Here is a 25,895-nt window from a genome sequence, read left to right as displayed (position 1 = left end):
GCATGATCCTCGACGTGCACGTCAGCTCAAGGCTGGTGGCCAAGCTCTATCGGGAACGCGATGAATACGTGCTGAAATACCTGCCAGGCACAGCACCTGAAGACTTTGTCAGCCTGACGATGCCGGTTCGCGAAGAAGCATGGCGCTGGCCCCGCGATCTGTTCCCGTTTTTCCGGCAGAACCTGCCCGAAGGCTATTTGCTGGGTGTGATCCGCGAAGAGTTTGGCCCACTGCTCGATGGCACCGACCTGTCGCTGCTGGGCGTGGTGGGCGGCACCGGCATCGGCAGAGTCTCCGTCACGCCTGAAGGCGTTCCGCCGGGCGTCGACATGGCGCCTCTTGAGATAAGCCATCTGCTCAAGGCGGAAAACACCACCGACCGATTCGCCGCACTGGTACGGCAATACGCTCGGGTAGCCGTGTCAGGGGTCGTGCCAAAGTTCATTGCCACCGACGCGGCCGAACCTCGGGCGCCGCTAGGCAAACCAACCCTGCGCACCGGCCTGCACATCATCAAAGGCTCCGACGACACGACCCCCTTTCTGGGCTTCAACGAGTTCTACACCATGCGCGTGCTGGAACGGCTCAATGTCGTGCCGGTCGCGGCCTGTCGCATGTCTAAGGACGGCAAAATCCTGGTAGTGGATCGCTTCGATGTCGACGAGCACGGTCTCCCCCACTGCGGCGTAGAAGACGCCTGTGGGCTACTGGGTTTGCCGCCCCATGAAAAGTACACCCCCACCACCGAGCGGGTATGGAATGCCACGCGGGCCTACATCCCCGCTGACCGTCTGCAAGCACAACGCGAGCACCTGGGCTGGCAACTGCTGAGCAACTACGTAGTGCGCAATGCCGACTGCCACGCGAAGAACATCGCGCTGTTTTACACCTCGCGCGCTGACGTGGCCTTTACCCCGGTCTATGACCTGGTGACCACCCAAGCCTACCCGCGCTTCGCCAGCAACCCGCCTGGCCTGTCCGTAGGCGGCAGGCAAACCTGGACACCGGGCCGTTCGCTGGAAACCTTTTTCAAAGCCGTCCTGGGCATTCCACCGCGCCAGTATGCCGCCATGGTCGAACAGCTTTGTGAGTCCGCCGTAGAGGTCGGCAAAGAGGTAATCGAAGCCGCGAAAAACGAGCCTGCCTGGCGTGATGTGGCCAAACACATGGTGCATGCCTGGAACGAAGGCATGGAAACAGTGCGTAGCCCCAAAGCCGCGCCGCATTTTCGCGGTCTGGATAGCGCCATCGAAGAAGCCGGCTTCTCAGGGCCGCGTAAAGCCGAGCGCAGCCGAGAGGTGATCGGTCGCTCCGAGTTGCTGGCAACGAAACGCTGAACCCATATCGCCTATCCCAACAACCCTGCACTGCGGCGCCCCAGTGAGCCGAATAGGCTCGCTCGGGCCAATCCACCAGCAGGCCGGCAACTGATCTGCATCAGTAATTAGTCGCGGGGCTATTGAGCTAACGCAGGCGATTGGCCACTATCCCTACCAGTGCCGGAGATCTGGAGTTCAGGCACGCCTGCTCGCGCGCTCACACCGCGCCACTCATAGCGGCTTTGTTCAAGGAAGAATGCATGGATTACCGCGTCATCCTCGCCCCGCTGTTCGACACCATCACCTGGCTGATCCCGGCCATGCTGTTGATCGGCCTGCTCAAGTCGCGCTGGGCCAAGGGGCATATCGGCGAACTTCTGGTGCGCCTGTTCGCCCACTGGCAGCTGGACAAACAGACCTACCGCCGCCTGCACAACGTCACCCTGAACACACCAGACGGCACCACGCAGATCGACCACGTCTTCCTCTCGCCCTACGGCATCTTCGTGCTGGAAACGAAGAACATGAGCGGCTGGATCTTCGGCAGCGAAAAGCAGGCGCAGTGGACGCAGAAGCTCTACAAACGCACGTTCAAATTCCAGAACCCGCTGCGGCAGAACTACAAGCACCTCAAAGCCCTGGAAGCCACCCTTGGCGTCAAACCAGAACACCTGCACTCGGTCATCACCTTTGTCGGTGGCAGCACGTTCAAAACCGATATGCCGGCCAATGTCACCGAAGGCATCGGTTTCATTCACTACATCAAGTCATTCCAGCAACCGGTGTTCAGCGCAGCTGAAGTCGACGCCATGTTCAAAGCCCTGCAAACCGGTCGCCGTGCACCGACGTTCGCCACCCACCGCGAGCACGTGCAAAACCTTAAACGCAGAAGCGATCCCACAGCCGAACGGCAATGCCCGAAATGTGGCAGTGCTTTGTTGATTCGTACTGTGAAATCAGGGGCGAAAGCAGGACAGCAGTTCTGGGGTTGCTCGACTTTCCCCAAGTGCAGAACCATGCAGCATGCTTAATAAATTAAGCACCCAAGAAAACAAGAACCCCCTGCATTAAAAACACCATAAAGCCTAAGAGAATCATAATGAATGGACTATACACCACTCCCTCGGAAAGCCAAGATATCAGGCAAGGGGATATTATCTTCAGAAAAACCAGAACAGAACAAACTTACGGACTAGTAATAACAGCAGATTGTGACATTGCTAGAGGAAAACATGGAAATCATTACACTTGGATAAAAGTGATACCGACAGCAGAGTACCTAGAGAAAAACTGGGCACCAACTGAAATTAAAAAAATACAAAGCAAACAATCTAAAACAGTACTAGATTACGTAAATAAAAAATTAAGGGAGCAGGATCTAAATACGCTCTCAGAAGAAACAATGATCAGTTGGCTAACTGAAACTGGCGTGAATCAATTCGCAGCCAAGCTCGGTATACAAGAGTGTCCGCCAGAAATATTAAATATAATTACTGGACTTTACAAAATATCAGAACCCTCTGAAACATCCTCCATAGATAAAATTCGTGCAGCGGCGGCCTTTTTTAAATTGAAAATTGAAAATATAGCGCTGAACGCCCAACAAAATTTAGAAAAAGGCGACGACGGATTCCCCGATTTTTTTTGCCTGCCTGGCCTTTGCGGTGAACTTGAGAACGGCTGCGTGGCACTATTAAGGCATATCTACTCAACTCAAGATGAAACTATATACACCTGCGAAGCCAATGCAAAAATAGACGGAAACCCAAACTCTTTTTATAGAATGTGCAGGCTGAACGACCGGGTAAAATATTCAATTGTTCAAAAAACAACTTTCCTCTTTTCTCGAATTGGCATGACTACCGAATTTGAAGAACATACTAAAAATATCGTCAAACAGAACTCCGACAAAATATTCGAGGAAGTAGCATGACTCCAGACTCCATTGTTATTGAACAATCTGCTTTGTCGATATTGGATTCCGCAGTAATTGAAGAGGACTGGTTTAGCGATTACGAAATACCAGCCAATAATACAGAATTAAAAAGAGTAATCCTCAACAACACTATATATATATTCACCCCGGACGCAGATGAGTCCCGCGGACTGCTTATAATAAACGCCAAAGAGAATGGGGTGTTTCGTTCCAACCTTAACCCAGTGCAAATATTTGAGAGGATCATTCGAGTAGCTTTACGGCAATTTGATCGAGGAATTTCTATACCCGTACAATGGTCACCCTTTAACGACGGAGCTTTGCTAAGTATCTACGCCACAAACTTATCAAGAAAAAGTAGCGTACGGATTTGCTTCAACAGATCGCCTGACGACTCAAGCAACGTATATGCATATGACATTACAGACACTCCCGGAACATTAAACTACACCGAAGAAAACTTATATGCCTACAAAAAAGCAGCCGATGGGTATATTGACGCCATTTTGGCGGAAGACACTCCTGCACAGCAACTCACGGCAGGAAACTACGGGCTGGTTCTAAGTAAACCTTTAGGTACCTTTCTCGCGCGCCCAGGAAATCTGTCAGATTGGATAAATCAAATCCTCACAGACGAGCAGCTAGCATTTATAAATAGTGATACACAATCGCCAATTCGACTACGTGGTGCTGCCGGCACTGGCAAAACCCAAGCCATGGTTATCAAATGCCTAAAAGAGCTTTATCACGACGCAGATAACGGTGGTGATAAATCCTTTTTATTCTTGACTCATAGCTCTGCACTTGCGCATCAAGTTGTGCGCGGAATGCTATATGCACTTGACCCAACCGCAAGATGGAGCGAACTAACCAACTCTAATGGAGACAAAAAGCTCTTGATCGGCACTCTATATGAAGTCGCCGAATCCAAGTTAGACTACCAAAAAAAAGGGCTTAGACCGATCTCCATAGACGGAGTCGAAGGTCGCGAGCTTCAAAAAGACATTATTAAGGAGATCATATCCCTTGCGAAACGTGACCCTTACATAAACCTAGAGCTACTAAATACCTGCCCAAATTTAAGAAATCGAATTCATGATGAAAAATTACACCCAGAATTAATCGATGAAATAATAAACGAATTTGCCTGCACACTTGACGCCGAGAATATCAGGAAGGGTACAAAAGAGGCCAGCCAATATATAAATTCACAACGAGACCGCTGGCAAATGCAATTAGACACGCCAGATGAGCGCCGGGTAATCCTTGAACTCTATGAGCTGTACCGAATAAAATTAAAAAAAGAACAATTTTTCAGCCTCGACCAAATGATCGCAGACTTTGGCAGATACCTGAACACTTACGAATGGGAACAACTTAGAGACCGAGATGGTTTCGATCAGATATACGTAGATGAGTATCATTTTTTTACAAAGATAGAGGCCATGGCTTTTCAGCCTCTATTTAAGACAAACGCATCAACTGAGGGGCGATGGCCCATAATAATGGCCTACGACCTAAAACAGAGCACAACAGACGCTCCCTTTTCTGGAGGAATTAGCCGGTTCGTCAACCCTGGGATTGGTGCATCCATTGCGATGGAGCTGAACCAGGTATTTAGATATACCCCGCAGATCACCAGCTTCCTAGCCGATATAGACGGGGCGTTCCCTGCAATGGACTTGGAAGGTGAGTTTATTAATTACACTGCCACATCAAGCAAGGATCAGGGCCCCATACCAACCCTGCAAAATTTTAGTACTGACATAGAGCTTATTGACACTATATTTGAGTCCGCCCAGCGTTTGGCGGCTAGCATCCCAGACGGCGGCCAACAAGTCGCTGTACTATGTTTAAACAGTGAACTTTATGAGCAATACCTTGAGGTCGGAAGAATAAAAAAATATCACATTCCGATTAAATCTCGTGAAGATTTAAAGGGCCTCCGCTACGCTAAGAAGAAATGCATTTTCAGTATGCCGGAGTACGTTTCAGGGCTGCAATTCGAACATGTTTTCTTAATTCATGCTGACGAGGCTGATTTGACAAGCGAATACTTGAGCGAAGGTGCTAAGAGAAGATATATATCAAGAATATATGTTGGAGCCAGCAGAGCCATAGAGCATCTTAAAATTGCCACATCCTCACAACGAGGCGGAGTAAGCTCCGTACTTTCTACTCCTTTAAAAAACGGAACACTACTTTGCATTTAATTTAGCAATTGGATGCTTAGACCATAAGGACATACAGCAGGTTCTATAAGTGCCAAGCTCCCGTACTTAGCACCTTCAGAAACTGCTGTCAGCCTGCGCTTTCTCGCTAGCTGTATAAATCAAGTAACACTCACTGTCTGATGGGACAAAAAGTACACTAGCAATACAGCACCCAGCTCCTACCCGTTTCGCCAAATTACGCTCAACACCAGTAACCACGCTACTTTCAGCTAACTGTACCTGCGCTAAGCTACGTCCGATTTCACTGGGCTTGCAGCGTTTCTAGGCAACTCATAATCCTTTGGTCCACGGTTCGAGTCCGTGTGGGCCCACCACCGAACCGAAAAATCCGCGCACATGTGCGGATTTTTTATGCTTGCAGGAAGGCCATTCGATTAAGCACCAATCCGAGCGGCCATACTCATCGCTACCAATAACCTCGCCCAGTGTTAGCCATTCCTTGACCCCCACTTCCACAAAAGCGAATTCCTCCCCTTTTCCGCCCCCCTGCATCATGTCCACCATCGCAATGAGAGTGGATGCACGGCATGGCAGATTTCGACCCGGCGCAGTGGCTGGCGCGTACCCAGGAGGTGCATGACCAGTTGAGCCGCAACCTGGTCCGGCGCATTGCCGCGACCTTCGATGTGCAGGCGCCGGCCCATGGCGAGGAGCTGCCGTGGTTGTGGCACTGGTGCTTTTTCAATGAGCCGGTGGATTGCAATGGCCTGGGCCCGGATGGGCACCCGGCGCTGGGCGGGTTCATGCCCCCGGCGCATGGGCGCAATCGCATGTGGGCCGGCGGGCGGCTGGAGTTCATCGAGCCGTTACGCGTGGGCAGCGAGGCCTGTCGTACCACCACCATCAAGCAGATCGAGGAGAAGCACGGGCGGACCGGCTCGCTGCTGTTCGTCACCCTGCAGCATGAGTACGTGCAGAACGGCGTGCTGTGCATCCGCGAGGAGCAGGACATCGTCTACCGCGAGCCGACACCGCCCAAGCTCGGCGCTGGCGAGCCGGTGGCCGAGGCGGACTGGCAGGCCTGCGTAACGCCCGATCCGGTGCTGCTGTTCCGCTACTCCGCTGTGACCTTCAACGCCCATCGCATCCATTTCGACTGGCCCTACGTGACCGAGGCCGAGGGCTATCCCGGCCTGGTGGTACATGGCCCGCTGACCGCCACCCTGAGCCTGAATGCCTTCGTGCAGGCCAACCCGCTGGCGCGCTTGCGCCGCTTCGCCTTCCGCGGCGTGCGCCCGTTGATCGCGCCCGACGCCTTCGAGGTGGGCGGCCGCCACACCCAGCCCGGCCATGCCGAGCTGTGGGCGAGCAACACCAGCGGCCTGTGCCAGCGCGCCGACGTGCAGTTCGACTGACTCCATCCCCATAAAAAACCGCTCGCCATCGGCGGGCGCCTGTTTCCGAGGAAAGCCCCATGATCGACCGCAACAGTGAAGAGTTGAATGCCATCCGCGACGGCGTGCGCGCCCTGTGTGCCGAGTTTCCCGCCGAGTACTGGCGCAAGATCGACGAGGAAAAGGGCTTCCCCGAGGCCTTCGTCAAGGCCCTGACCGACGCTGGCTGGCTGTCGGCGATGATCCCCGAAGAATACGGCGGCTCGGGCCTGGGCCTGGCCGAGGCGTCGGTGATTCTCGAGGAAGTGAACCGCTGCGGCGGCAACTCCGGCACCGTGCACGGGCAGATGTACAACATGTTCACCCTGCTGCGTAACGGCACGGCTGCGCAGAAGCAGTACTACCTGCCGAAGCTGGCCAGCGGCGAGCTGCGCCTGCAGTCCATGGCCGTGACCGAGCCGACCACCGGCACCGACACCACCAAGATCAAGACCACCGCCGTGCGCAAGGGCGACAAGTACGTGGTCAACGGGCAGAAGGTGTGGATATCGCGGGTGCAGCACTCCGACCTGATGATCCTGCTGGCGCGCACCACGCCGCTGGCCGAGGTGACGAAGAAGGTCGACGGCATGTCGATCTTCCTGGTCGACCTGCGCGAGGCCATCGGCAACGGCTTGACCGTGCAACCCATCGCCAACATGGTCAACCACGAGACCAACGAGCTGTTCTTCGACAACCTGGAAATCCCTGCCGACAGCCTGATCGGCGAAGAGGGCAAGGGCTTCCGCTACATCCTCGACGGCCTCAACGCCGAGCGCACGCTGATCGCCGCCGAGTGCATCGGCGACGGCCGCTGGTTCATCGAGAAGGCCAGCAGCTACGCCCGCGACCGCAGCGTGTTCGGCCGCCCGATCGGGCAGAACCAGGGCGTGCAGTTCCCCATCGCCAAGGCGCACATCGAAGTGGAGGCCGCCGACCTGATGCGCTGGCGCGCCTGCGCCGAATACGACGCCGGGCTCAATGCCGGCGCCGCGGCGAACATGGCCAAGTACCTGGCCGCCGAAGCCTCGTGGGCCGCGGCCAACGCCTGCATGCAGACCCACGGCGGTTTCGGCTTCGCCTGCGAGTACGACGTCGAACGCAAATTCCGCGAGACGCGCCTGTACCAGGTGGCACCGATCTCCACCAACCTGATCATGTCCTACGTGGCCGAGCACCTGCTCGACCTGCCACGGTCGTTCTGAGATGAGCGCCGTGCTGCGCAGCGCGCTGTTCGTTCCCGGCAGCCGCCCCGAGCGTTTCGCCAAGGCCCTGGCCACGGGCGCCGATGCGGTGATTGTCGACTTCGAGGATGCCGTCGAAGCGCCGCTCAAGGCCCAGGCGCGGGATAACCTGCGCGCCTTTCTCGACAGTAATGCCGAGGCGCGTGTGTGGGTGCGGGTGAACATGGCCGGCCACGCCGAACATGCCGCCGACCTGGAGCTGTGCCGACACGCCGGCGTGCTCGGCGTGCTGCTGCCCAAGGCGGAAAGCGCCGAGCAGGTGGCGCAGGTTGCCGCGCTCGGCAAGCCGGTGATGCCGATTGTCGAGAGCGCACGTGGGCTGGCCGAGGTGGCGCAGATCGCGCGTGTCGCCGGGGTCGAGCGTCTGACCTTTGGCGGCCTCGATCTGAGCCTGGACCTGGGCCTGGTGGCCGGGACCACGGCGGCCGAACGGCTGCTCGATCAGGCGCGCTTCGTGCTGCTGGTGCATTCGCGCCTGGCCGAATTGGCACCGCCGCTGGACACGGTATTCCCCAACATCGACGACCTGGCCGGCCTCGCCCGCTTCGCCCGTGATGCCGGCGACATGGGTTTTGCCGGGATGCTGTGCATCCATCCGAAGCAGGTCGCCGCCGTGCATGCGGCGCTGGCGCCCAGCGCTGCCGAGCTGGACTGGGCGCGCCGGGTCATCGCGGCGGCGGGGGGTAGCGGTGCCTATCAACTCGACGGACAGATGATCGATGCACCGGTGATCGCCCGTGCCCAGCGGCTGCTCGCCAGCGCCGGGTGACATAAAGCGTTCTTCCTCGGCCCGGCTCTGCCGGGTCTTTTTTTGCCTGCGATAAACATCGAGGAACCGAGGCGCCTGGACGGTGCGCGCGGCGCACCCTACGACGCAGCCCTAGCGTGGGATAACGATGCCTACAACGACATGACGCCGCCGTTGTAGGGTGCGCCGTGCGCACCACCAAGCCTGCACATCGCCAACGGCACACATGGCGAAAACACCACAAACAGAAACGCCCAACCCCTCGTGAGGGTCGGGCGTCTGTGTTCAGCGCGAGGAACGTGCCGCAGCAGGGCGGGCTGCGGGTCACCGAGGCGCGGGCCCATCCCGGTGCCTCGGGTGCGGGTGGCCGGCCTCTTGTGGAGGCCGGCGCCCGTGACTCATTTCAGCGGGATGGTGTACGACAGGATCAGGCGGTTTTCATCCAGCTCGCCGGCGCCGTCGGAGCGCACCATGGCGTTGCGCCAGCGGATGCCGAGGTTCTTCAGCGGGCCGTCCTGCACCACGTAGCTGAGGTCCAGGTTGCGTTCCCATTCCTTGCCGTTCTCACCGGCGATCTCGTAGCCGTCACCGCGCAGGTAGCGGGCGAAGAAGGTCAGGCCGGGCACGCCGAAGGTGGCGAAGTCGATGTCGTAGCGCACCTGCCAGGAGGTTTCCTCGGCACGGGTGAAGTCGAGGATCTGCACCACGTTGGCGACGTTGGCGTCGGCGTCCTGCAGGTAGGGGAAGGGGTTGTCGCCACTGTTGTCCTGGTAGCCGACGCGGAAGGTATGTGCACCGTGGTTGGCCGAGAGCAGTATCGAGGTCAGACCGTTGTCGATGTCGCCGCCGCGCGCCGCGCCGTTTTCGGACGAGTCGAAATAGCCCAGGTTGGCGCCGAGAATCCAGCCGGCCATTGGCTTGCTGGTGGCCTGCAGGCCGAAGTAATTCTGCTGATAGACGTCTTCCAGCTCGGCGCGCCAGTAGGAGGCGTTGAGCGTCGGGCTGAACGCGTAGACGGCGCCGAAGTAGTCGAAGTGATCGCCACCCACGCCGTAGTTGCCGGCGAGGATTTCGTCGTGGTTGCCGCTGGAGTTGCGGAAGTTGACCTTGTTGAACCGGCCCATGTCGAGCGCCAGGTTCTTGATGTCGGTGGAGGTCAGCGTCGCGCCATTGAAGATCGGCGGCAGCAGGCGCGCGTCACTCGACAGCAGCACCGGCGACTTGGGCATGAAGCCACCGACCTTGAGCTCGGACTTGGAGATTTTCATCTTGGCCACGCCGGAGAGGTCGCTGTAGGTGTCCGGGCCTTCATCACCAAAGGCGTTGGGTAGCAGGCCGGTGCCGGCACGCGCGTCGGAGGAATCCAGCTTCACACCGAGGGCGGCGTAGAGGTCGACACCGAAGCCGACCGTGCCTTCGGTGTAGCCGGACTTGGCGTTGAACATGAAGCCCTGCGCCCACTCCTCGCGCTTGGATTGCGCGGCGTTGTCCTGGCGGAAGTCGCGGTTGAAGTAGAAGTTGCGCATGGCCAGGTTGACCGTGCTGTCTTCGATGAAGTCTGCGCTGGCCTGCGTGGGCAGCGCCAGGATCGGGGGAAGTGCGAGCAGACCGCAGAGCTGCGCGAGCGAGCTTTTAGACATCGTGTTGGGTTCCGTCTTGATTGTTTTTGTAGGTCTTCCGGGCAAACACCGGTGCGAGCAAGCATGCGCAGGCGGCTCGCGCCTCAGGTATTGGGTTTTCCTTAAGTGGCCGTTCGGCGCAGGCAAACATGCGCGGCACACCCCGGCACGCTGCAGCGCTTAAGCAATGCGAAAGGCCGGCTTTCGCGATGCGAAATTGTCCGCCCCTGGCGAGTTGCCCATGCTGGCCCGAACTCGCCACTGCCCAAGGTTTCGCTGCTATGAAAGACGCGCTGATCGTTTCGCCCCTGCGCACGCCCATCGGCAAGTTCGGCGGCGCCCTCGCCCCGCTGACCGCCGACCAGCTCGCCGCCACGCTGATCCAGACCCTGATGGCGCGTCTCGACGTGCCGCCTGCTTCGCTCGACGAGGTGATCGTCGCGCAGTCCTATGCCTCCAGCGAGGCGCCGTGCATGGGCCGCTACGCCGCCCTCGCCGCCGGCCTGCCGATCGAAGTGCCGGGCTACACCCTCGACCGCCGCTGCGGCTCCGGCCTGCAGGCGCTGGCCGATGCCGCCATGCACGTGCAGACCGGCCACGCCCAGGCGGTGCTGGTGGTTGGTGTGGAGAGCATGAGCAACATCGAGTACTACAGCACCGATATGCGCTGGGGCGCGCGCGCCGGCAGCGTGAAATTCCACGACCGCCTGGAGCGCGGCCGCGAACGTTCGCAGCCGGTGGAGCGCTTCGGGCGCATTTCCGGCATGCCCGAGACCGCCGAGAACCTGGCCCGCGACTACGCCATTAGCCGCGAGGACGCCGACCGTTTCGCCGTGCGCAGCCACCTCAACGCCGCTGCCGCCTGGCGTGACGGGCGCTTCGCCGATGAAGTGGTGGCGCTGAACGTGCCGGGCAAGCGCGGCACCAGCACCACGGTGGCGATGGACGAAGGCATCCGCGCCGACGCCAGCCTGGAGAGCATGAGCGGCCTGCGCGTGCTGCTGCCCGATGGCGTGTGCACCGCCGGCAACTCCAGCCAGCAGAACGACGCCGCCGCCGCTTGCCTGGTGGTGTCACCGGAGTACGCCCAGCGCTACAACCTGCAACCGCTGGCGCGCCTGGTCGACTGGGCCGCGGCCGGTTGCGAGCCCTCGCGCATGGGCATCGGCCCGGTGCCGGCGGTGGCCAAGCTGCTCGAGCGCACCGGGCGTAGCCTGGCCGAGATGGACCTGATCGAGGTCAACGAGGCCTTCGCCGCCCAGGCCCTGGCCGTGCTGCGCGCCTGGCGCCTGGACGACATCGAGCGGGTCAACGTCAACGGCTCGGGCATTTCCCTCGGCCATCCGATTGGCGCCACCGGCATCCGCATCATGACCACCCTGCTCCACGAGATGCAGCGCCGCGACGCCCGTTACGGCCTGGAAACCATGTGCATCGGCGGTGGCCAGGGCATGGCCGCGCTGTTCGAACGGGTCTGAGGAGCGCGTGATGAACTGGATCGAAATCAACGGCAGCGCCCTGCGCTACCAACTGCGCCGTGTGGCCAAGCCGCGCGCGACCCTGGTGCTGATTCACGAGATGGGCGGCAGCCTGGAAAGCTGGGACCGGCACTTCGCCGAGCTGCCCGCCGATGTGCAGGTGCTGCGCTACGACACCCGCGGCGCCGGGCTCTCGGAAAAGGTGCTGGGCGCGCTGCACATCGACAGCCATGTTGCCGACCTCGCCGCGCTGCTCGATGCCCTGGAGATTCCCGGCCCGGTGGCGCTGGCCGGGGTTGCCGTGGGGGCCGCCATCGCCATCCGCTTCGCCGCCTGCCATCCGCAGCGCAGCAGCCACCTGATCGGCATGGCCCCGGCCTGCGGCGTGGCCGATGCCGCGCGCGAAGCGACCCGTTCACGCGCTGCGGCGCTGCGCCACGAAGGCCTGCGCGAGCTGGTCCCGGCGCTGCTGGAAAAGACCTGGCCGGCGCCGCTGCGCAGCGATGCCGCGGTGTTCGCCACCTTCCGCCTACGCTGGCTGGCCGCCGACCCCGAGGGCTTCGCCGCGACCTTCGCCATGCTCGCCGACCTGAACCTGGAGAATGACCTGCCGCGCCTACCGGCGCGCACGCTGCTGGTCGCCGGCGAATACGACGGCCTGCGCCCGCCGCAGGAGATCGACCGCCTGGCCGGTTTCGCCGCGCACATCGAGGCATTGCCGGTAGCCTCCGGGCATTTCATGCCGCTGCAGAGCCCGCGCCTGGTGCTGGCCCTGCTCAGCCAGTATGTGCTCGACGGGCGCAGCGGCGCCGAAATCTACCGCGCCTTCATGGCCGAGCCCGCACACCGCATCGGCGCCAGCCAGCATGCAGCCTGAGTGGCCGGTGAGAACCGGCATTAGCCGCGCCCTAAGACGCGCTTAAGCAGATCGCAACAGCCGCCGCGCCCGCGCCGCGACATAATCCGTACACGCCAGGCGGCCAGCAAGCCGCCGCTTACAAGAACAAGATGAGGACAACCGCCATGATGCAATCGCGCATGATCGGAGACATCAAGGTCACCCGCATTCTCGAATACGCCGGCCCCACCCACGACCCGGCCTTCCTGTTTCCCGAGATGGACAACAGCGTGCTCGATGAGCACCGCGACCTGATGGCGCCCAACCACTGGGTGCCGCACATGAACAAGCTGATCGTCACCATCCAGTTCTGGATCGTCCACGTAGGCAGCAACATCATCGTGGTCGACACCGGCGTGGGCAACTTCAAGCCGCGTGCCGCCATCCCGCGGATGAACATGCTCAACACCCTGGTGCGCGAGTGGATGATCGCCGCTGGCGCGCCGCCGGAGAAGGTCACCCACGTGGTCATCACCCACCTGCACTCGGACCATGTCGGCTGGAACACCACCTGGCAGGATGGCCGCTGGGTGCCGACCTTCCCCAACGCCACCTACTACCTGCCCAAGGACGACTTCGACTTCTGCGCCCAGGGCAAGAACAAGGAAGCCGGGGTGATCGACGTGTTCGGCGACTCGTTCTTCGACAGCGTGATGCCGATCATCAACGAAGGCCTGGCGCAGATGGCCGTGCCCGGCCAGGAGATCGCCGACTGCCTGGTGGTGGAACCGGCGCCAGGCCACAGCCCGGGCCAGGTGGTGTTCCGCGTGCGCTCCAACGGCGAGGAAGGCATCTTCTGCGGCGACATCCTGCACAGCCCGGTGCAGATCGTGCGGCCCGACATCAACTCCGGCTACTGCATCTGGGAAGACATCGCGCGCAAGACCCGCCTCGACTTCCTCAACCGCGCGGCCGACCGCGAAGCGCTGATCATGCCGGTGCATTTCGGCGAGCCGCACTGCGGTTTCATCCGCCGCCAGGGCGACGGTTTCCGCTTCGAGCCCTCGGGCTGGTAAGCCCGCCGACCAGCGGCCCTGCACCGCAGACAGCTGCAGCGCCCTGCCGACGAACGTCGCCTAGGCAGGGCCGCCAGCAGCCAGTACCGTGAATCATCACTTGGCAGGACGTACTCGACCATGGCGATGCATTTCGATATCACCGATTTCCGCTTGTTCATCAACATCGCGGAGACCAGCAGCCTCACCCGCGGCGCCGAGCGCTCATTCCTCTCGGTGCCGGCCACCAGCAACCGCATCAAGAACCTCGAAGACAACCTCGGCATGCGCCTGCTGGAACGTTCGCCCCAGGGCGTGACGCTGACCAACGCCGGCAAGACCTACCTGCAGCATGCGCGGGTGATCCTCTCGCAACTGGAGCTGCTCACCGGCGACCTGCAACAGTTCACCGAAGGCCTCAAGGGCCAGCTGCGCCTGCTGGCCAACACCACGGCCATCACCGAATACCTGCCGCCGGTGGTCGGCGACTACCTGCGCAGCCACCCGGACGTGCACATCGACATGCGCGAGCGCCTCAGCGACGACATCGTCCGCGCCATCCGCGAGGGCAGCGCCGACCTCGGCATCGTCTCCGGCAGCGTGGTCACCGACGGCCTGCAGAGCGTGCCGTTCGTCTACAGCCGGCTGATGATCATCGCCCCGCAGGATCACCCGATCCTTCAGCAGGAAGAGGTGTTCTTCAAGGACGCCCTGGCCTACGAGTTCGTTTCCCTGCTCGAAGGCAGCGCGCTGCACGTGTTCCTCAACCGCGCCGCCTCGGCGCTGCACATCCCGTGGAACATCCGCGTGCAGGTCGCCAGCTCCGACGCCATCTTCCGCATGGTCGAAGCCGGTGCCGGCATCGCCATCGTGCCCCAGGCCGGTTTCGAGCGGCTCAAGGGCCGGCAGAACCTCGGCTCGTGCAAGCTGCTCGACCCCTGGGCGGTGCGCACCTTCCAGCTCTGCGCCCAGGACTTCGACGGCCTGTCGACCTTCGCCCGCGATTTCGCCGACAGCCTGATCGACTGGTACCGCACCCCGGACACCCCCGCCATCCAGGCTTAAGCCGCGGTTAAGCGGGGCTTTCGCAGAGTGAAATTGTCTGCCCCGCACGGGTCTGGGAGCCTTGTCGACCAGACCCGCACGCGCGCCTGCCTGCATCACCGGCGCCTGCCAACAAGGAACCTGCCATGCCTGCACACCGCTGGAAGCACCGTCCCGACGGCTCCAACTGGGGCGACTTCGGCCCCGACGACCAGATCGGCCGGCTCAATCTGCTGACCCCGGAGAAAGTCCGCCAGGGCATCGCCGAGGCTCGCGAGGGCCTGGCCTTCTGCCTCAGCCTGCCGCTCGACTACCCCGGCGGCAACGCGATGAACGTCAACCGCCTGCCGCCGATCCTGCGCCCGCTGCTGCGCAAGGGTGGGGTCAACATGAACTACGCCTACGAGCGCATCGAAGCCGGCCGCCCGGACGTGCTCAGCGACGACCTGGCGATTCTCCACCTGCAGTACTCGACCCAGTGGGACGCGCTGTCCCACGTCGGCGCGCTGTTCGATGCCGACGGCGACGGCGTGGCCGAGCCGCTGTACTACAACGGCTTCAGCGCCGGCGGTGACGTCGAGGGGCCGGATGACCTGGCCGACTGCGGCATCGCCGGGGCGATCAAACCGCACAGCACCTCCTGCGCCCACGCCCTGGGCATCGAGCGCATGGCCGAGACCTGCGTGCAGGGCCGCGGCGTGATGATCGACCTGCACCACCACTACGGCCTGGGCCGTACCCACGTCGGCTACGACCAACTGATGCGCGTACTCGAGGCCGACAAGGTCGAGGTCGAGGCTGGCGACCTGGTCTGCCTGCACACTGGCTACGCCGAGGCGCTGCTGGGGATGAACAAGAACCCCGACCCCAAGGAACTGGAGCGCCTGGCTGCGGTGCTCGATGGCAACGACGGGCGTCTGCTCAACTGGATCACCGACAGCAACCTGGTGGCCATCGCCGCCGACAACTACTCGGTGGAAATCTTCCCCTCCGGCGAGCCGGGCAGCTGCTGCTCGGTGATGCCGCTGCACCACCACTGCCTGTTCAAGCTCGGCGTGCACCTGGGCGAGCTGTGGCACCTCACGCCACTGGCCACCTGGCTGCGCGCCAATGGTCGCAACCGCTTCCTGCTCACCGCCCCGCCGCTGCGCCTGCCGGGTGCCGTCGGTGCGCCGCTGAACCCTGTCGCCACTGTCTGAAGTCGAGGAAATTTCCGTGTCCCAACAACGCGTACTGATCACCGGCGGTGCCTCCGGCATCGGCGCCGCCATCGCCGAACGCTGCCGCCAGGACGGCTACGAGCCGGTCATCATCGACCGCATCGGCAACGGCCTGATCGCCGACCTGAGCGACACCGCCGCCACCGCTGCCGCCCTGCAGGAAGCCCTGGCCGGCGGGCCGATCACCCGCCTGGTCAACAACGTCGGCATGGTCTGCCCGGCCAGCGCCGAGGAGCAGAGTTTCGAGGAGCTGGAGCGGGTCTGGGCGCTCAACCTGCGCTGCTCGCTGCAGTGCATGCAGGCACTGTTGCCGGGCATGAAGGAGGCCGGTTTCGGGCGCATTCTCAACATGTCCTCGCGCGCCGCCCTGGGCAAGGAACTGCGTAGCGCCTACGCCGCGACCAAGGCCGGGCTGCTCGGCATGACCCGCGTCTGGTCGCTGGAGCTGGGCCGCCACGGCATCACCGCCAACGCCATCGGTCCGGGGCCGATCCGCACCGAACTGTTCGAGCGCGCCAACCCGCCGGACAGCCCGCGCACCCAGGCGATCATCGACTCGGTGCCGGTCAAGCGCCTCGGCGTGCCGGAGGATATCGCCCAGGCGTCGTCGTTCTTCCTCGATCAACGCAGCGGCTTCGTCACCGGCCAGGTGCTGTACGTCTGCGGCGGCATGACCGTCGGTGTCGCCGGCGTCTGAAGCCATCCGTTCGGCGGGCGCACGGAGCGCCCGCCACCTCTCTCGTCCACGCCCGCAGCACGCCTTAACCGCCGGTTAAGCAGCCCTTCCGCAGACTGAAATTGTGGACCCCGGAGCACGCTGGCAAGCTGATTTTCATGCGGGGAAACCCCGTTGCAGCCGCTCTGCAACGCCCACACACGCTCATCTGGGCGGTCCCCGACATCACAAGAAGAGAAAGGACAACCGCATGATCGACAAGCTATCCCCCAGCGCCGCCGCCGCGCTGGCCGACATCCCCGACGGCGCCACCATCGCCGTCGGCGGCTTCGGCGGCGCCGGCATGCCCGAAGACCTGATCGACGCGCTGATCGCCCAGGGCGCCCGCGACCTGACCCTGGTCAGCAACAACGCCGGCCAGGGCGATACCGGCCTCGCCGCGCTGCTCAAGGCCGGCCAGGTGCGGCGCATCCTCTGCTCCTACCCGCGCATGAGCGGCTCGCACGTGTTCGAGGAGCTGTACCGCGCCGGCAAGCTGGAACTGGAGATCATCCCCCAGGGCAACCTGGCCGAGCGCCTGCGCGCCGCCGGCTGCGGCATCGGCGGTTTCTTCACCCCGACCGGCTACGGCACCCTGCTCGCCGAGGGCAAGGAAACCCGCGAGATCGACGGCCGCCACTACGTGCTGGAATCGCCGATCCACGTCGACTACGCGCTGATCAACGCCGAGGCCGGCGACCGCTGGGGCAACCTGGTGTACCGCAAGACCGCGCGCAACTTCAGCCCGGTGATGGCCATGGCCGCGCGCCACACCATCGCCTCGGTCGGGCGCATCTGCGAACTCGGCGAGCTGGACCCGGAGCACGTGGTCACGCCCGGCATCTTCGTCAAACGGATCGTCCAGCGCAGCGTGCCGGCATCCCTTCAGCAACAGGCGGGGTAAGCCGAGATGGACAAAGACACACGCAATGCCATGGCCGCCCGCGTGGCCCGCGACATTCCCGAGGGCGCCTACGTCAACCTGGGCATCGGCCTGCCGACGATGGTGGCCAACCACCTGCCGGCGGACAAGGACATCTTCCTGCACAGCGAGAACGGCGTGCTCGGCCGCTGGACCGGCGCACCGGTGGGCGAGGAAGACTGGGACATGATCAACGCCGGCAAGGAGCCAATCAAACTGGAGCCCGGCGCGGCGTTTTTCCACCACGCCGACTCCTTCGGCATGATGCGCGGCGGCCACCTCGACATCTGCGTGCTCGGCGCCTTCCAGGTCTCCGCCAAGGGCGACCTGGCCAACTGGCACACCGGCGCACCGGACGCGATCCCGGCAGTCGGCGGGGCAATGGACCTGGCCATCGGCGCCAAGCGCATCTACGTGATGATGGAGCACCTCGACAAGCAGGGCCGCAGCAAGGTGCTGCCGCAGTGCAGCTACCCGCTGACCGGCCTCGGTTGCGTCAGCCGGGTGTACACCGACCTGGCCACCCTGGAGATCACCGCCGAGGGGGTGAAGGTCATCGAACTGGTCGGCGACATCGACACCGCCGCGCTGCAGGCCGCCACTTCGGTGCCGCTGGATTTTTCCGCCGTCGCCGCGCAACCGCGCGAACTCAGCCGCAGCGCCAGCGCCGCGCTGAGCCCGGTGCAGTGAGGCGCTGAGATGGCCACCACCGCCGCCAATGCGCGCGCCTGGGACCAGCGCGACCTCACCGAACTGCTCTGCCTCGAACACAACGGGCAGAACAGCTACCGCAGTGAGGTCTGCGACACCAACGCCAACGGCCGCGTGTACGGCGGCCAGCTGCTCGGCCAGGCCCTGTGGGCGGCGGCGCAGACCGCAGCGGGACGCAGCCCGAGCATGCTGCAGATGACCTTCCTGCAGGGCGCCCGCCCGCAGGATGGCATCGAGTACAGCATCGAACCGTTGCAGGAGGGCCGGCGCTTTTCCACCCGCCACCTGTACGGCGTGCAGGGCACCGGCCTGGTGTTCAGCGCCAACGCCTCGTTCCAGGTGGCCCAGGCCCACCCCGGCGATCCCCACCGCCTGCAACGCGCGGTGCCTGATCCGCAAAGCCTGCCGACCCTGCGCGAGCTGGCCACGCGCTACCCGCAGCACAGCGAGGCGGTGCAGCTGCGCTTCTCCGCGCGGCCGGTGCTGGACGTGCGGCCGATCCACCCGGAAGGCTACTTCGAGCACCCGGCCGAGCAGCGCGAGATCGCCTACTGGATTCGCCTCAACCAGCCGCTGGTCGGCGAGGGCTGCCTGCACCATGCGGCGCTGGCCTACATGTCCGACAGCTGGCTCAACGGCAGCCTGGCGCCGCCGCTGGGCATGCTCGACCTGTGGCAGCACTACTACATCAGCAACCTCAACCACACGCTGTGGTTCCACAGCCTCGAACTCAACGCCAACGACTGGCTGCTGTTCGTCAACGATGCGGTGCGCAGCCTCTCCGGCCGCGGTCTGGCGATGACGCACATCTACCAGCGCGACGGTCGGCTGGTCGCGAGCATGGCCCAGGACATCCTGGTTTCACCGCGCAACGCCTGATTCCACAGGCACTTAGGAGAGGCGGAAGACAGGCTTTCGTAAAGGCAAATGGGCGGCAGGAACAATCTGCCGCATGCTCCGAATCGTAGAAAAGACACCGCGTACGTGCGCCTCGATGTGCACCACGCCAGTGGCACCCTCGGCCAGGACGGCTACCGCGCTCGGCTCAGGCCGGGTTCGAAACAGACGTCATGGTTGCTGAGCGCCATGAGCCGACATCCAATAACAAGAAGGACGGTCAACATGTTCGAATGGTACAAAACCGGCTCCTCACGGGAGCGCAAGACTTTCTGGGCCTGCTTCTCCGGCTGGGCCCTGGATACCTACGACGCGCAGATGTTCAGCTTCCTGCTGCCGGCGCTGATGGCGGTCTGGCAGATCTCCAAGGGCGAGGCCGGCGTGCTCGGCACCGCGGCGTTGCTGTCCGCCTCCATCGGTGGCTGGGTCGCCGGCATCCTTGCCGACCGCTACGGCCGCGTGCGCATCCTGATCTTCACCATCTGCTGGTTCACCTTCTTCGGTGCGCTGGCCGGCTTCACCACCTCCTACGAGCAGATGCTGGTCGTGCGTACCCTGCAGGGCCTCGGCTTCGGCGGTGAATGGGCGGTTGGCGCGGCGCTGATGGCCGAGGTGATCCGTCCGCAGCACCGCGGCAAGGCCCTCGGTTTCGTGCAGAGCGGCTTCGCCCTGGGCTGGGCCCTGGCCGCCGTGATCATGACCGCCCTGCTGGCCTGGCTGCCGCAGGAACTGGCCTGGCGCGTGGCGTTCTGGGTCGGCGTGATTCCGGCCGGTTTCGTGCTGTTCATCCGCCGTCACGTCAAGGACCCGGAGATCTACAAGCAGGCCACCGCCAAGGTGCAGGAAAAAGCCTCGTTCCTCTCCGCCTTCCGTCCGGGCGTGGTACGCCTGACCCTGCTCGGCGCGATGCTGGTTACCGGCCTGCAAGCCGCTGCCTACACCATCATGGCCTGGCTGCCGACGCTGATGGTGTCCGAGCGCGGCCTCAAGCCGGGCCCGGTGATCTTCACCATGCTGATCATGTGCGCAGGGGCCTTCGCCGGCTTCGTCGTCACCTCCTGGCTGGCCGACCGCTACGGCCGCCGCCCGGCGCTGCTGCTGTTCAGCGTGGGGGCGTGGATCTTCACCGTGGTCTACATGATGGTGCCGATGAGCACCACCCTGCTGATGCTCATGGCCTTCCCGGTCGGCGCCTTCGCCACCGGCATCTTCGCGGTGCTTGGCCCGTTCCTCAGCGAGCTGTTCCCGACCCATGTGCGCACCACCTGCATGGGCTTCTCCTACAACCTCGGCAAGTCCCTCGGCGCGCTGTCCATCGCCGGCGTCGGTGTGCTCTCCGAGCGCATCGGCCTGGCCCAGTCGATCGGCACCTTCTGCCTGGTCGCCTACGCCCTGTCGGTCACCGCCGTCCTGCTGCTGCCGGAAACCCGCGGCGTGCGCCTGGAAGACGTCGACGCCAAGGTTCTCGGTGATGCCGACGAGGATGCCCCGCTCAACGGCCAACTCAGCCAGAGCAAGATCTGACCCCTGAACAGGAGAGCGTCATGCTGTATTGCGTAAAGATGGATGTGAACATTCCGCGGGACATTCCGGCGGACGAGATCGACGCCATCAAGGCCGCGGAAAAGGCCCTGGCCATCAAGCTGCAACAGGCCGGCAAGTGGCCGCACCTGTGGCGCGTGGTGGGCCAGTACTCGAACATCAGCATCTTCGATGTGGAGAGCAACGATGAGCTGCACACGCTGCTGTCGAGCCTGCCGCTGTTCCCGTTCATGACCATCCAGGTCACGCCGCTGGCCAAGCATCCGTCGTCCATCGTTTGAGCCCGAAGCGGCGGCCAAACGGCCGCCGCGTTTGCCGTTGTAGCGTTGCGGCGAAGCGCGTTTTGCCAGACGATTTTGGCCGTGCTTGCGGTGCGCACGACGCAGCCTACGCGCGGCACCTACCTGCCGAGTGCTCAGCTGAAGCACCAGCAGACACCGCGTTCTTTCCTCCGCATTTTTCGCGGCTGGCCGCTGCCGGCCGCGTCTTCGTCACGAGTTCGCCATGCCCACGTTGCTGCAACCCGATAGCGTCGACCTGTCCGCCCTGATCCGTCCCGGTGACACGGTGCTGTGGGGCCAGGCCAACGCCGAGCCGCTGCCGCTGACCGCCGCGCTGATGGTACAGCGGCAACGCATCGGCCGCTTCCGGGTGATGCTCGGCATCGCCAACAGCGCCACCTGCCGACCCGAGCACGCCGACTGCATCGACTTCCTCGCCTACTGCGGCGCCGGCGCCAACCGCGAACTGGCCAACGCCGGGGTGCTCGACATCCTGCCCTGCCACTACTCGCAACTGCCGGAGATGATTCGCAGCGGCGCCCTGCGCATCGACGTGCTACTGCTGCAACTGGCCCCGGCAGACGGCAATGGCCGCTACAGCCTGAGCCTGGCCCACGAGTACCTGCTGCCGGCGCTGGACAGCGCCCGTGTGGTGATCGCCGAGGTCAACCAGCAGGCGCCGCGCACCTACGGCGAACGTACCCTCGGTGCCGACGACATCGACTTCATCCTGCACAGCGACCGTGCGCCGCTGGAGAACCCGCCCAGCCGCATCCGCGAAGCCGACGCACAGATCGCCTGGCACATCGCCGGGCTGGTCGAGGACGGCGCCACCCTGCAGATGGGCATCGGCGCGATCCCCGATGCGGTGCTCGGCGCCCTCGCCGATCACCACGACCTCGGCGTGCACTCCGGCAGCCTCGGCGACGGTGTCGCCCGGCTGATGCAGAGCGGCGCCATCACCAACGCGCGCAAGTCGCTGGACCGCGGCGTCAGCGTCGGCGGCATCCTCCTCGGCAGTCGCCTGCTGCACGATTTCGCCCACGACAACCCGGCGATCCTGCTGCGTTCCACCGCCTACACCCACGACCCGGATGTGCTCGCCAGCCAGGAGCGGCTGGTGGCGATCAACTCGGCGGTAGAGGTCGACCTCAGCGGCCAGGTCAATTCGGAAGTGGCGGCCGGCGGCTACATCGGCGCAGTCGGTGGCGCCCTGGATTTCCTGCGTGGCGCGCGGCGCTCGCACGGCGGCCTGCCGATCATCGCCCTGCCCTCCACGGCCGGCAGCGCCAGCCGCATCGTCGCCCGCCTCAGCGGCCCGGTGACCATCCCGCGCAGCGAAGCCGGGCTGATCGTCACCGAGCACGGCGTCGCCGACCTGCGCGGCCTGAGCCTGCGCCAGCGCCTGCGCGCGATGCTCGACATCGCGCATCCAACGCACCGCGCCTCGCTCGAGGAGCAGTTCGCCCGGCATGGCTGAGTGATTGGCAGACACAAAAAAGCCGCGCATCCGCGCGGCTTTTTCATACCAGCCAGTGGGCCGGTTACTTCTTGGCGATGATGTACACCGCATGCACGATGCCCGGGATGTAGCCGAGCAGGGTGAGCAGGATGTTCAGCCAGAAGGCGCCACCGAAGCCGACCTGGAGAAACACGCCCAGCGGCGGCAGCAGGATGGCAATGAGAATGCGGATAAGGTCCATGCGGTACTCCTTGGGGTCCATGGGGCGAGGTCGCCGTACTAGCACAGACCCGTCGCAGCGAAGCGCGGTTCCGCCTGAATTTCAGCCGCGCCGGCCGCGCACGGGCTGCACGCCCATGCTCGCCGCGTGGATCACCAGCAGCGCCCCTCTTCAACCTCACGGGGCGCTACAGCAGTTACGACGCGCACGGCAGGCACGCCGTCCTACGACTCAGCGCACGGTCAGGGCAATCGGCGCATCGCTGAAGTCGAAGCAGCCAAGGAAGGTCTTGATGTCGAGCAGGCTGCCATCGACGTCCACATCGCCCAGTACTGCGCCTTTGAGCAGGCTGTTTTCGCCGCTGATGACGGTGTTCAGGTAGGTCTTGTCGAGGGTCAGCTTCAGCGTCGTGCCCGCGGGGATGCCCTCGTGCAGTTGCACCACGCCACGGCGTACTTCCAGGGCCCACTGCTGGTCGATATCGGGGAAGCTGAAGCCCAGGGTCAGGTTCACCTCGTTGGCTTTGTCCGGGTCGACGCGGGTGATCCAGTTCTGCAGGAACACCTTCACCGGCAGATTCTTCAACATGTCCGGCGAGAGGAAGATGCCGCGCAGCTGCTGGGCCATTTCCACCCGTTGTGCCTCACCCAGCGTGCCTTCCAGCTCCATGGCGCTCATCAGGTACCAGTTGCGCCAGTTGATGTTCATCTGTGCGTAGCCCAGCTTGCGGAAGCTGCGCGCCTTGATGTCGCGGGCCAGCTTGTCCTCGCGATCAATGCGGATCACCAGGCTGGCCAGCTCCGCCGCCCACTGGTAGTCGCCCTTGAGGTAGGCATCGCCGGCGGCCAGCAGCACCTTGTCGTGGCCGCCCATCAGCGCCACCGTGCGCGTGGCTTTTTCCACCGGCGGGATCGGGTCGAGGTCGACCGGGTCGCCCTTGAACCAGCCGAGGTAGCCCTGATAGATCTGCCGCACGCTGTGTTTGACGGTGCCGTAGTACTCGCGCAGATAGGGGGTGTAACCGGCCAGGTGCGGCGGCAGTTTGACCTTTTCCACCAGTTCGTCGGGGGTCAGGCCCTTGTTCATCCAGCGTACGGTCTGGTCGTGGACGTAAGCGATGCCGTCGCGGGTCATGCGCAGCACGTCTTCCACATTGTCGGCGCCGCTCACCGGACGGCCGTGGGACGGCACCAGGTACTCGGCGTTGTAGCTGCGCAGCAGGTCGAGGCTGTTGACCCAGGCCACCGGGTCGCGGAACTTGGCGCCGCGCAGGGTGTGGATGTTGGGCAGGGTCGGGCCCTGGTCGACCTCGGCGCTGAGCAGCACGCGGTTGTCGGGCAGGTACATGACGATCTCGTCCGGTGCTTCGCTGGGCGCCCAGCGCAACTGCACCGGCAAGCCGGCGATGGTGGTGTCGAGACGGTCCTTGAAGGTGATGGTCGGCGCGATGAAAGTGCTCTGCCCACCGACGGCAATCGGGCCGATGCCACCGTTCATGCCCTTGCGATCTGCTGCGTTGAGCGCGACGCCAAAGGTGTAGGCCGAGCGCATCGCCAGGATCGGCCCGACCAGCGCGCCCTGGGTGACGACGTTGTCGAGCAGGGTCTCGTGGGCATAGATCTGCACCTCGCCGCTCTGCACCTGCTCTTCGGACACGAACGCCTTCACGCCGTTGATGTGATCGGGGTGGAAGTGGCTGTAGACGATGGCCTTGACCGGTTTGTCGCTGATCTTGCGGAACTCGGCGAAGACCTTGGCCGACTCTTCCGGCGACTCACCGGCATCGAAGATGATCAGGCCTTCGGGGGCGATCACCATCACGCTGTTGGCGATGCTCCAGCCCACCGCCGAGTAGACGTTGTCGGTGACCTTGTAGACCTGCTTGTTAAACACCTTGGTGTGCTCGGCCAATTCGGCGTTGATCGACGGTTCGATCTTTTCCACGGGCAAGTCGGCACTGGCAGTGAACGGCAGGGCAGCGGCTAGCAGCAGGCCACTGAATCGGGACAGGGTGCGCATCAGGCGACCTCGTTTTTTATGGTTATCGAGGCTTGGCAGACTGCCGAGGTGCGCCTAATAATTCCAATGCATTTCAAATCAAAGAACGATGCATATTGCGCATGAACGACCTTCGCCAGCTTCGCCACTTCGTCGCCCTTGCCGACCACGGCCATTTCGCCCGCGCCGCCGAAGCCGTGCACCTCAGCCAGCCGGCACTGAGCCGCAGCATCCAGGCGCTGGAAGCCGGCCTCGGCTGCAACCTGGTCGACCGCCACAGCCGCGGCATCAGCCTCACCGCCCACGGCCGCCTGGTGCTGGAGCACGCCCGCCGCCTCCTCGCCGGCAGCCATGCGCTGAGCAACGCGGTGAGCCAGTTGGGTAACCTGGCCAGCGGCGAGCTGCGCCTGGGCAGCGGCCCCTACCCGGCGGCGCGCCTGGTGCCGCAAGCCATCGGCCAGTTCGCCCAGCGCTACCCGCAGGTGCGCGTGGAGCTACTGCTCGACAACTGGCAGCAGCTGCGCACACGGCTGCTGAATGACGAGCTGGAGCTGTTCATCGCCGATACCCGCGAGCTGCACGATGACCCGCAGCTGCGGGTGGAAGCCCTGCGCCGTCACCCCGGCGTGCTGTTCTGCCGACCGCAGCATCCCTTGCGCGAACGGCAGATGCCGCTGCACCCCAGCGACCTGCATGGCTATGCCCTGGCCGGCACGCAACTGCCGCAGACGGTGGCCGAACACCTCGAACACCTCGGTGGCAGCCAGGGCCTGAGCATCCAGTGCGACAGCTTCATGGTGCTCAAGCAACTGGTGTCGAGCAGCGACGTGCTGAGCATGGCGCCCTGGGACGTGATCGCCCACGACGTGCAGGCCGGGCGCCTGGCGCTGCTGCCCTTGCGCGGGCTGCGGCCGCTGGCCAGCTCGGCCTACGGCATCGTCAGCCGCAGCGGGCACAGCCTGTCACCAGCCGCGGAACAGCTGCTGCAGATCCTCCGCGAGCAGGACCGCGACAGCGAAATCCCCGAGCTGCCGTAGGG

The 25,895-nt window shown here is 63.2% G+C and carries 23 protein-coding genes; 20 read left to right on the top strand and 3 right to left on the bottom strand.

Annotated elements, in window-relative coordinates:
* Positions 1-2 precede the first annotated feature (2 nt).
* The 7 genes from IB229_RS12065 to IB229_RS12035 all read left to right on the top strand — a co-directional run bounded on the left by IB229_RS12065 (position 3) and on the right by IB229_RS12035 (position 8,875).
* On the top strand, positions 3-1,337 hold the full coding sequence (locus IB229_RS12065) for a type II toxin-antitoxin system HipA family toxin (RefSeq protein WP_192328937.1): 1,335 nt from the start codon (positions 3-5) through the stop codon (positions 1,335-1,337).
* Between the two features lie 242 nt (positions 1,338-1,579).
* The gene (locus tag IB229_RS12060; protein ID WP_192328936.1) at positions 1,580-2,350 is read left to right on the top strand and encodes a nuclease-related domain-containing protein; all 771 of its coding nucleotides are present in this window, start codon (positions 1,580-1,582) and stop codon (positions 2,348-2,350) included.
* Positions 2,351-2,418: 68 nt separating this feature from the next.
* Positions 2,419-3,252 carry a hypothetical protein gene (locus IB229_RS12055; RefSeq protein WP_192328935.1) on the top strand — a complete coding sequence of 278 codons (834 nt, stop codon included), beginning with the start codon at positions 2,419-2,421 and terminating at the stop codon, positions 3,250-3,252.
* Positions 3,249-5,468, top strand: a complete 2,220-nt coding sequence (locus IB229_RS12050; RefSeq protein ID WP_192328934.1) for a UvrD-helicase domain-containing protein — start codon at positions 3,249-3,251, stop codon at positions 5,466-5,468. The genes IB229_RS12055 and IB229_RS12050 overlap by 4 nt, the downstream gene beginning before the upstream one ends.
* Positions 5,469-6,016: 548 nt before the next feature.
* A complete protein-coding gene (locus IB229_RS12045) occupies positions 6,017-6,844 on the top strand; it encodes a MaoC family dehydratase N-terminal domain-containing protein (RefSeq protein ID WP_192328932.1) in 828 nt (275 codons plus the stop codon).
* 62 nt (positions 6,845-6,906) lie between these two features.
* Positions 6,907-8,067: an acyl-CoA dehydrogenase family protein gene (locus IB229_RS12040; RefSeq protein ID WP_192329394.1), complete on the top strand. Its 1,161-nt coding sequence runs from the start codon at positions 6,907-6,909 to the stop codon at positions 8,065-8,067.
* A gap of 1 nt (position 8,068) precedes the next feature.
* A complete protein-coding gene (locus tag IB229_RS12035) occupies positions 8,069-8,875 on the top strand; it encodes an HpcH/HpaI aldolase/citrate lyase family protein (protein ID WP_192328930.1) in 807 nt (268 codons plus the stop codon).
* Between the two features lie 377 nt (positions 8,876-9,252).
* Here the strand turns inward: IB229_RS12035 and IB229_RS12030 are convergent, their stop codons facing one another.
* Positions 9,253-10,494, bottom strand: a complete 1,242-nt coding sequence (locus IB229_RS12030; RefSeq protein WP_192328928.1) for an OprD family porin — start codon at positions 10,492-10,494, stop codon at positions 9,253-9,255.
* Positions 10,495-10,754: 260 nt separating this feature from the next.
* Between IB229_RS12030 and IB229_RS12025 the strand changes: the two genes are divergently transcribed.
* The 12 genes from IB229_RS12025 to IB229_RS11970 all read left to right on the top strand — a co-directional run bounded on the left by IB229_RS12025 (position 10,755) and on the right by IB229_RS11970 (position 22,656).
* Entirely contained in the window at positions 10,755-11,951 is a 1,197-nt protein-coding gene (locus IB229_RS12025; protein ID WP_192328927.1) for an acetyl-CoA C-acetyltransferase, read from the top strand.
* 10 nt (positions 11,952-11,961) lie between these two features.
* Positions 11,962-12,828 carry an alpha/beta fold hydrolase gene (locus IB229_RS12020; RefSeq protein WP_192328926.1) on the top strand — a complete coding sequence of 289 codons (867 nt, stop codon included), beginning with the start codon at positions 11,962-11,964 and terminating at the stop codon, positions 12,826-12,828.
* A 146-nt stretch (positions 12,829-12,974) separates the two neighbouring features.
* A complete protein-coding gene (locus tag IB229_RS12015; protein ID WP_192328924.1) occupies positions 12,975-13,865 on the top strand; it encodes an MBL fold metallo-hydrolase in 891 nt (296 codons plus the stop codon).
* 120 nt (positions 13,866-13,985) lie between these two features.
* Positions 13,986-14,909 (top strand): LysR substrate-binding domain-containing protein, encoded by a 924-nt coding sequence (locus IB229_RS12010; protein WP_192328921.1) that lies wholly within the window; start codon positions 13,986-13,988, stop codon positions 14,907-14,909.
* 125 nt (positions 14,910-15,034) lie between these two features.
* Entirely contained in the window at positions 15,035-16,087 is a 1,053-nt protein-coding gene (locus IB229_RS12005; RefSeq protein ID WP_192328919.1) for a cyclase family protein, read from the top strand.
* Between the two features lie 16 nt (positions 16,088-16,103).
* Positions 16,104-16,805, top strand: coding sequence for an SDR family oxidoreductase (locus IB229_RS12000; RefSeq protein WP_192328918.1), 702 nt, complete (start codon positions 16,104-16,106; stop codon positions 16,803-16,805).
* Positions 16,806-17,034: 229 nt separating this feature from the next.
* Positions 17,035-17,727, top strand: a complete 693-nt coding sequence (locus IB229_RS11995) for a 3-oxoacid CoA-transferase subunit A (protein WP_192328916.1) — start codon at positions 17,035-17,037, stop codon at positions 17,725-17,727.
* 6 nt (positions 17,728-17,733) lie between these two features.
* Entirely contained in the window at positions 17,734-18,435 is a 702-nt protein-coding gene (locus IB229_RS11990; RefSeq protein ID WP_192328914.1) for a 3-oxoacid CoA-transferase subunit B, read from the top strand.
* 9 nt (positions 18,436-18,444) lie between these two features.
* Positions 18,445-19,335 (top strand): acyl-CoA thioesterase, encoded by an 891-nt coding sequence (locus IB229_RS11985; RefSeq protein WP_192328912.1) that lies wholly within the window; start codon positions 18,445-18,447, stop codon positions 19,333-19,335.
* A 243-nt stretch (positions 19,336-19,578) separates the two neighbouring features.
* Positions 19,579-20,877 (top strand): MFS transporter, encoded by a 1,299-nt coding sequence (locus IB229_RS11980; protein WP_192328909.1) that lies wholly within the window; start codon positions 19,579-19,581, stop codon positions 20,875-20,877.
* A gap of 20 nt (positions 20,878-20,897) precedes the next feature.
* Positions 20,898-21,176, top strand: a complete 279-nt coding sequence (gene catC, locus IB229_RS11975) for a muconolactone Delta-isomerase (RefSeq protein ID WP_192328906.1) — start codon at positions 20,898-20,900, stop codon at positions 21,174-21,176.
* Between the two features lie 223 nt (positions 21,177-21,399).
* Positions 21,400-22,656 (top strand): acetyl-CoA hydrolase/transferase family protein, encoded by a 1,257-nt coding sequence (locus IB229_RS11970; RefSeq protein WP_192328903.1) that lies wholly within the window; start codon positions 21,400-21,402, stop codon positions 22,654-22,656.
* Between the two features lie 64 nt (positions 22,657-22,720).
* Here IB229_RS11970 and IB229_RS11965 read toward each other — a convergent pair whose 3' ends face one another.
* Positions 22,721-22,879 carry a YqaE/Pmp3 family membrane protein gene (locus IB229_RS11965; RefSeq protein WP_192314933.1) on the bottom strand — a complete coding sequence of 53 codons (159 nt, stop codon included), beginning with the start codon at positions 22,877-22,879 and terminating at the stop codon, positions 22,721-22,723.
* A 210-nt stretch (positions 22,880-23,089) separates the two neighbouring features.
* Complete coding sequence (locus tag IB229_RS11960; RefSeq protein WP_192328900.1) at positions 23,090-24,877, bottom strand: alkyl/aryl-sulfatase; 1,788 nt, start codon at positions 24,875-24,877, stop codon at positions 23,090-23,092.
* A 101-nt stretch (positions 24,878-24,978) separates the two neighbouring features.
* Here IB229_RS11960 and IB229_RS11955 point away from each other — a divergent pair, with 101 nt between their 5' ends.
* Entirely contained in the window at positions 24,979-25,893 is a 915-nt protein-coding gene (locus tag IB229_RS11955; protein WP_192328897.1) for a LysR family transcriptional regulator, read from the top strand.
* The last annotated feature ends 2 nt before the right edge of the window (positions 25,894-25,895 follow it).

The organism is Pseudomonas sp. PDM14 (assembly GCF_014851905.1).
GTDB lineage: Bacteria > Pseudomonadota > Gammaproteobacteria > Pseudomonadales > Pseudomonadaceae > Aquipseudomonas.
Note: the sequence above shows the minus strand (reverse complement) of the source record. Positions and strands in the feature narration are given on the sequence as shown.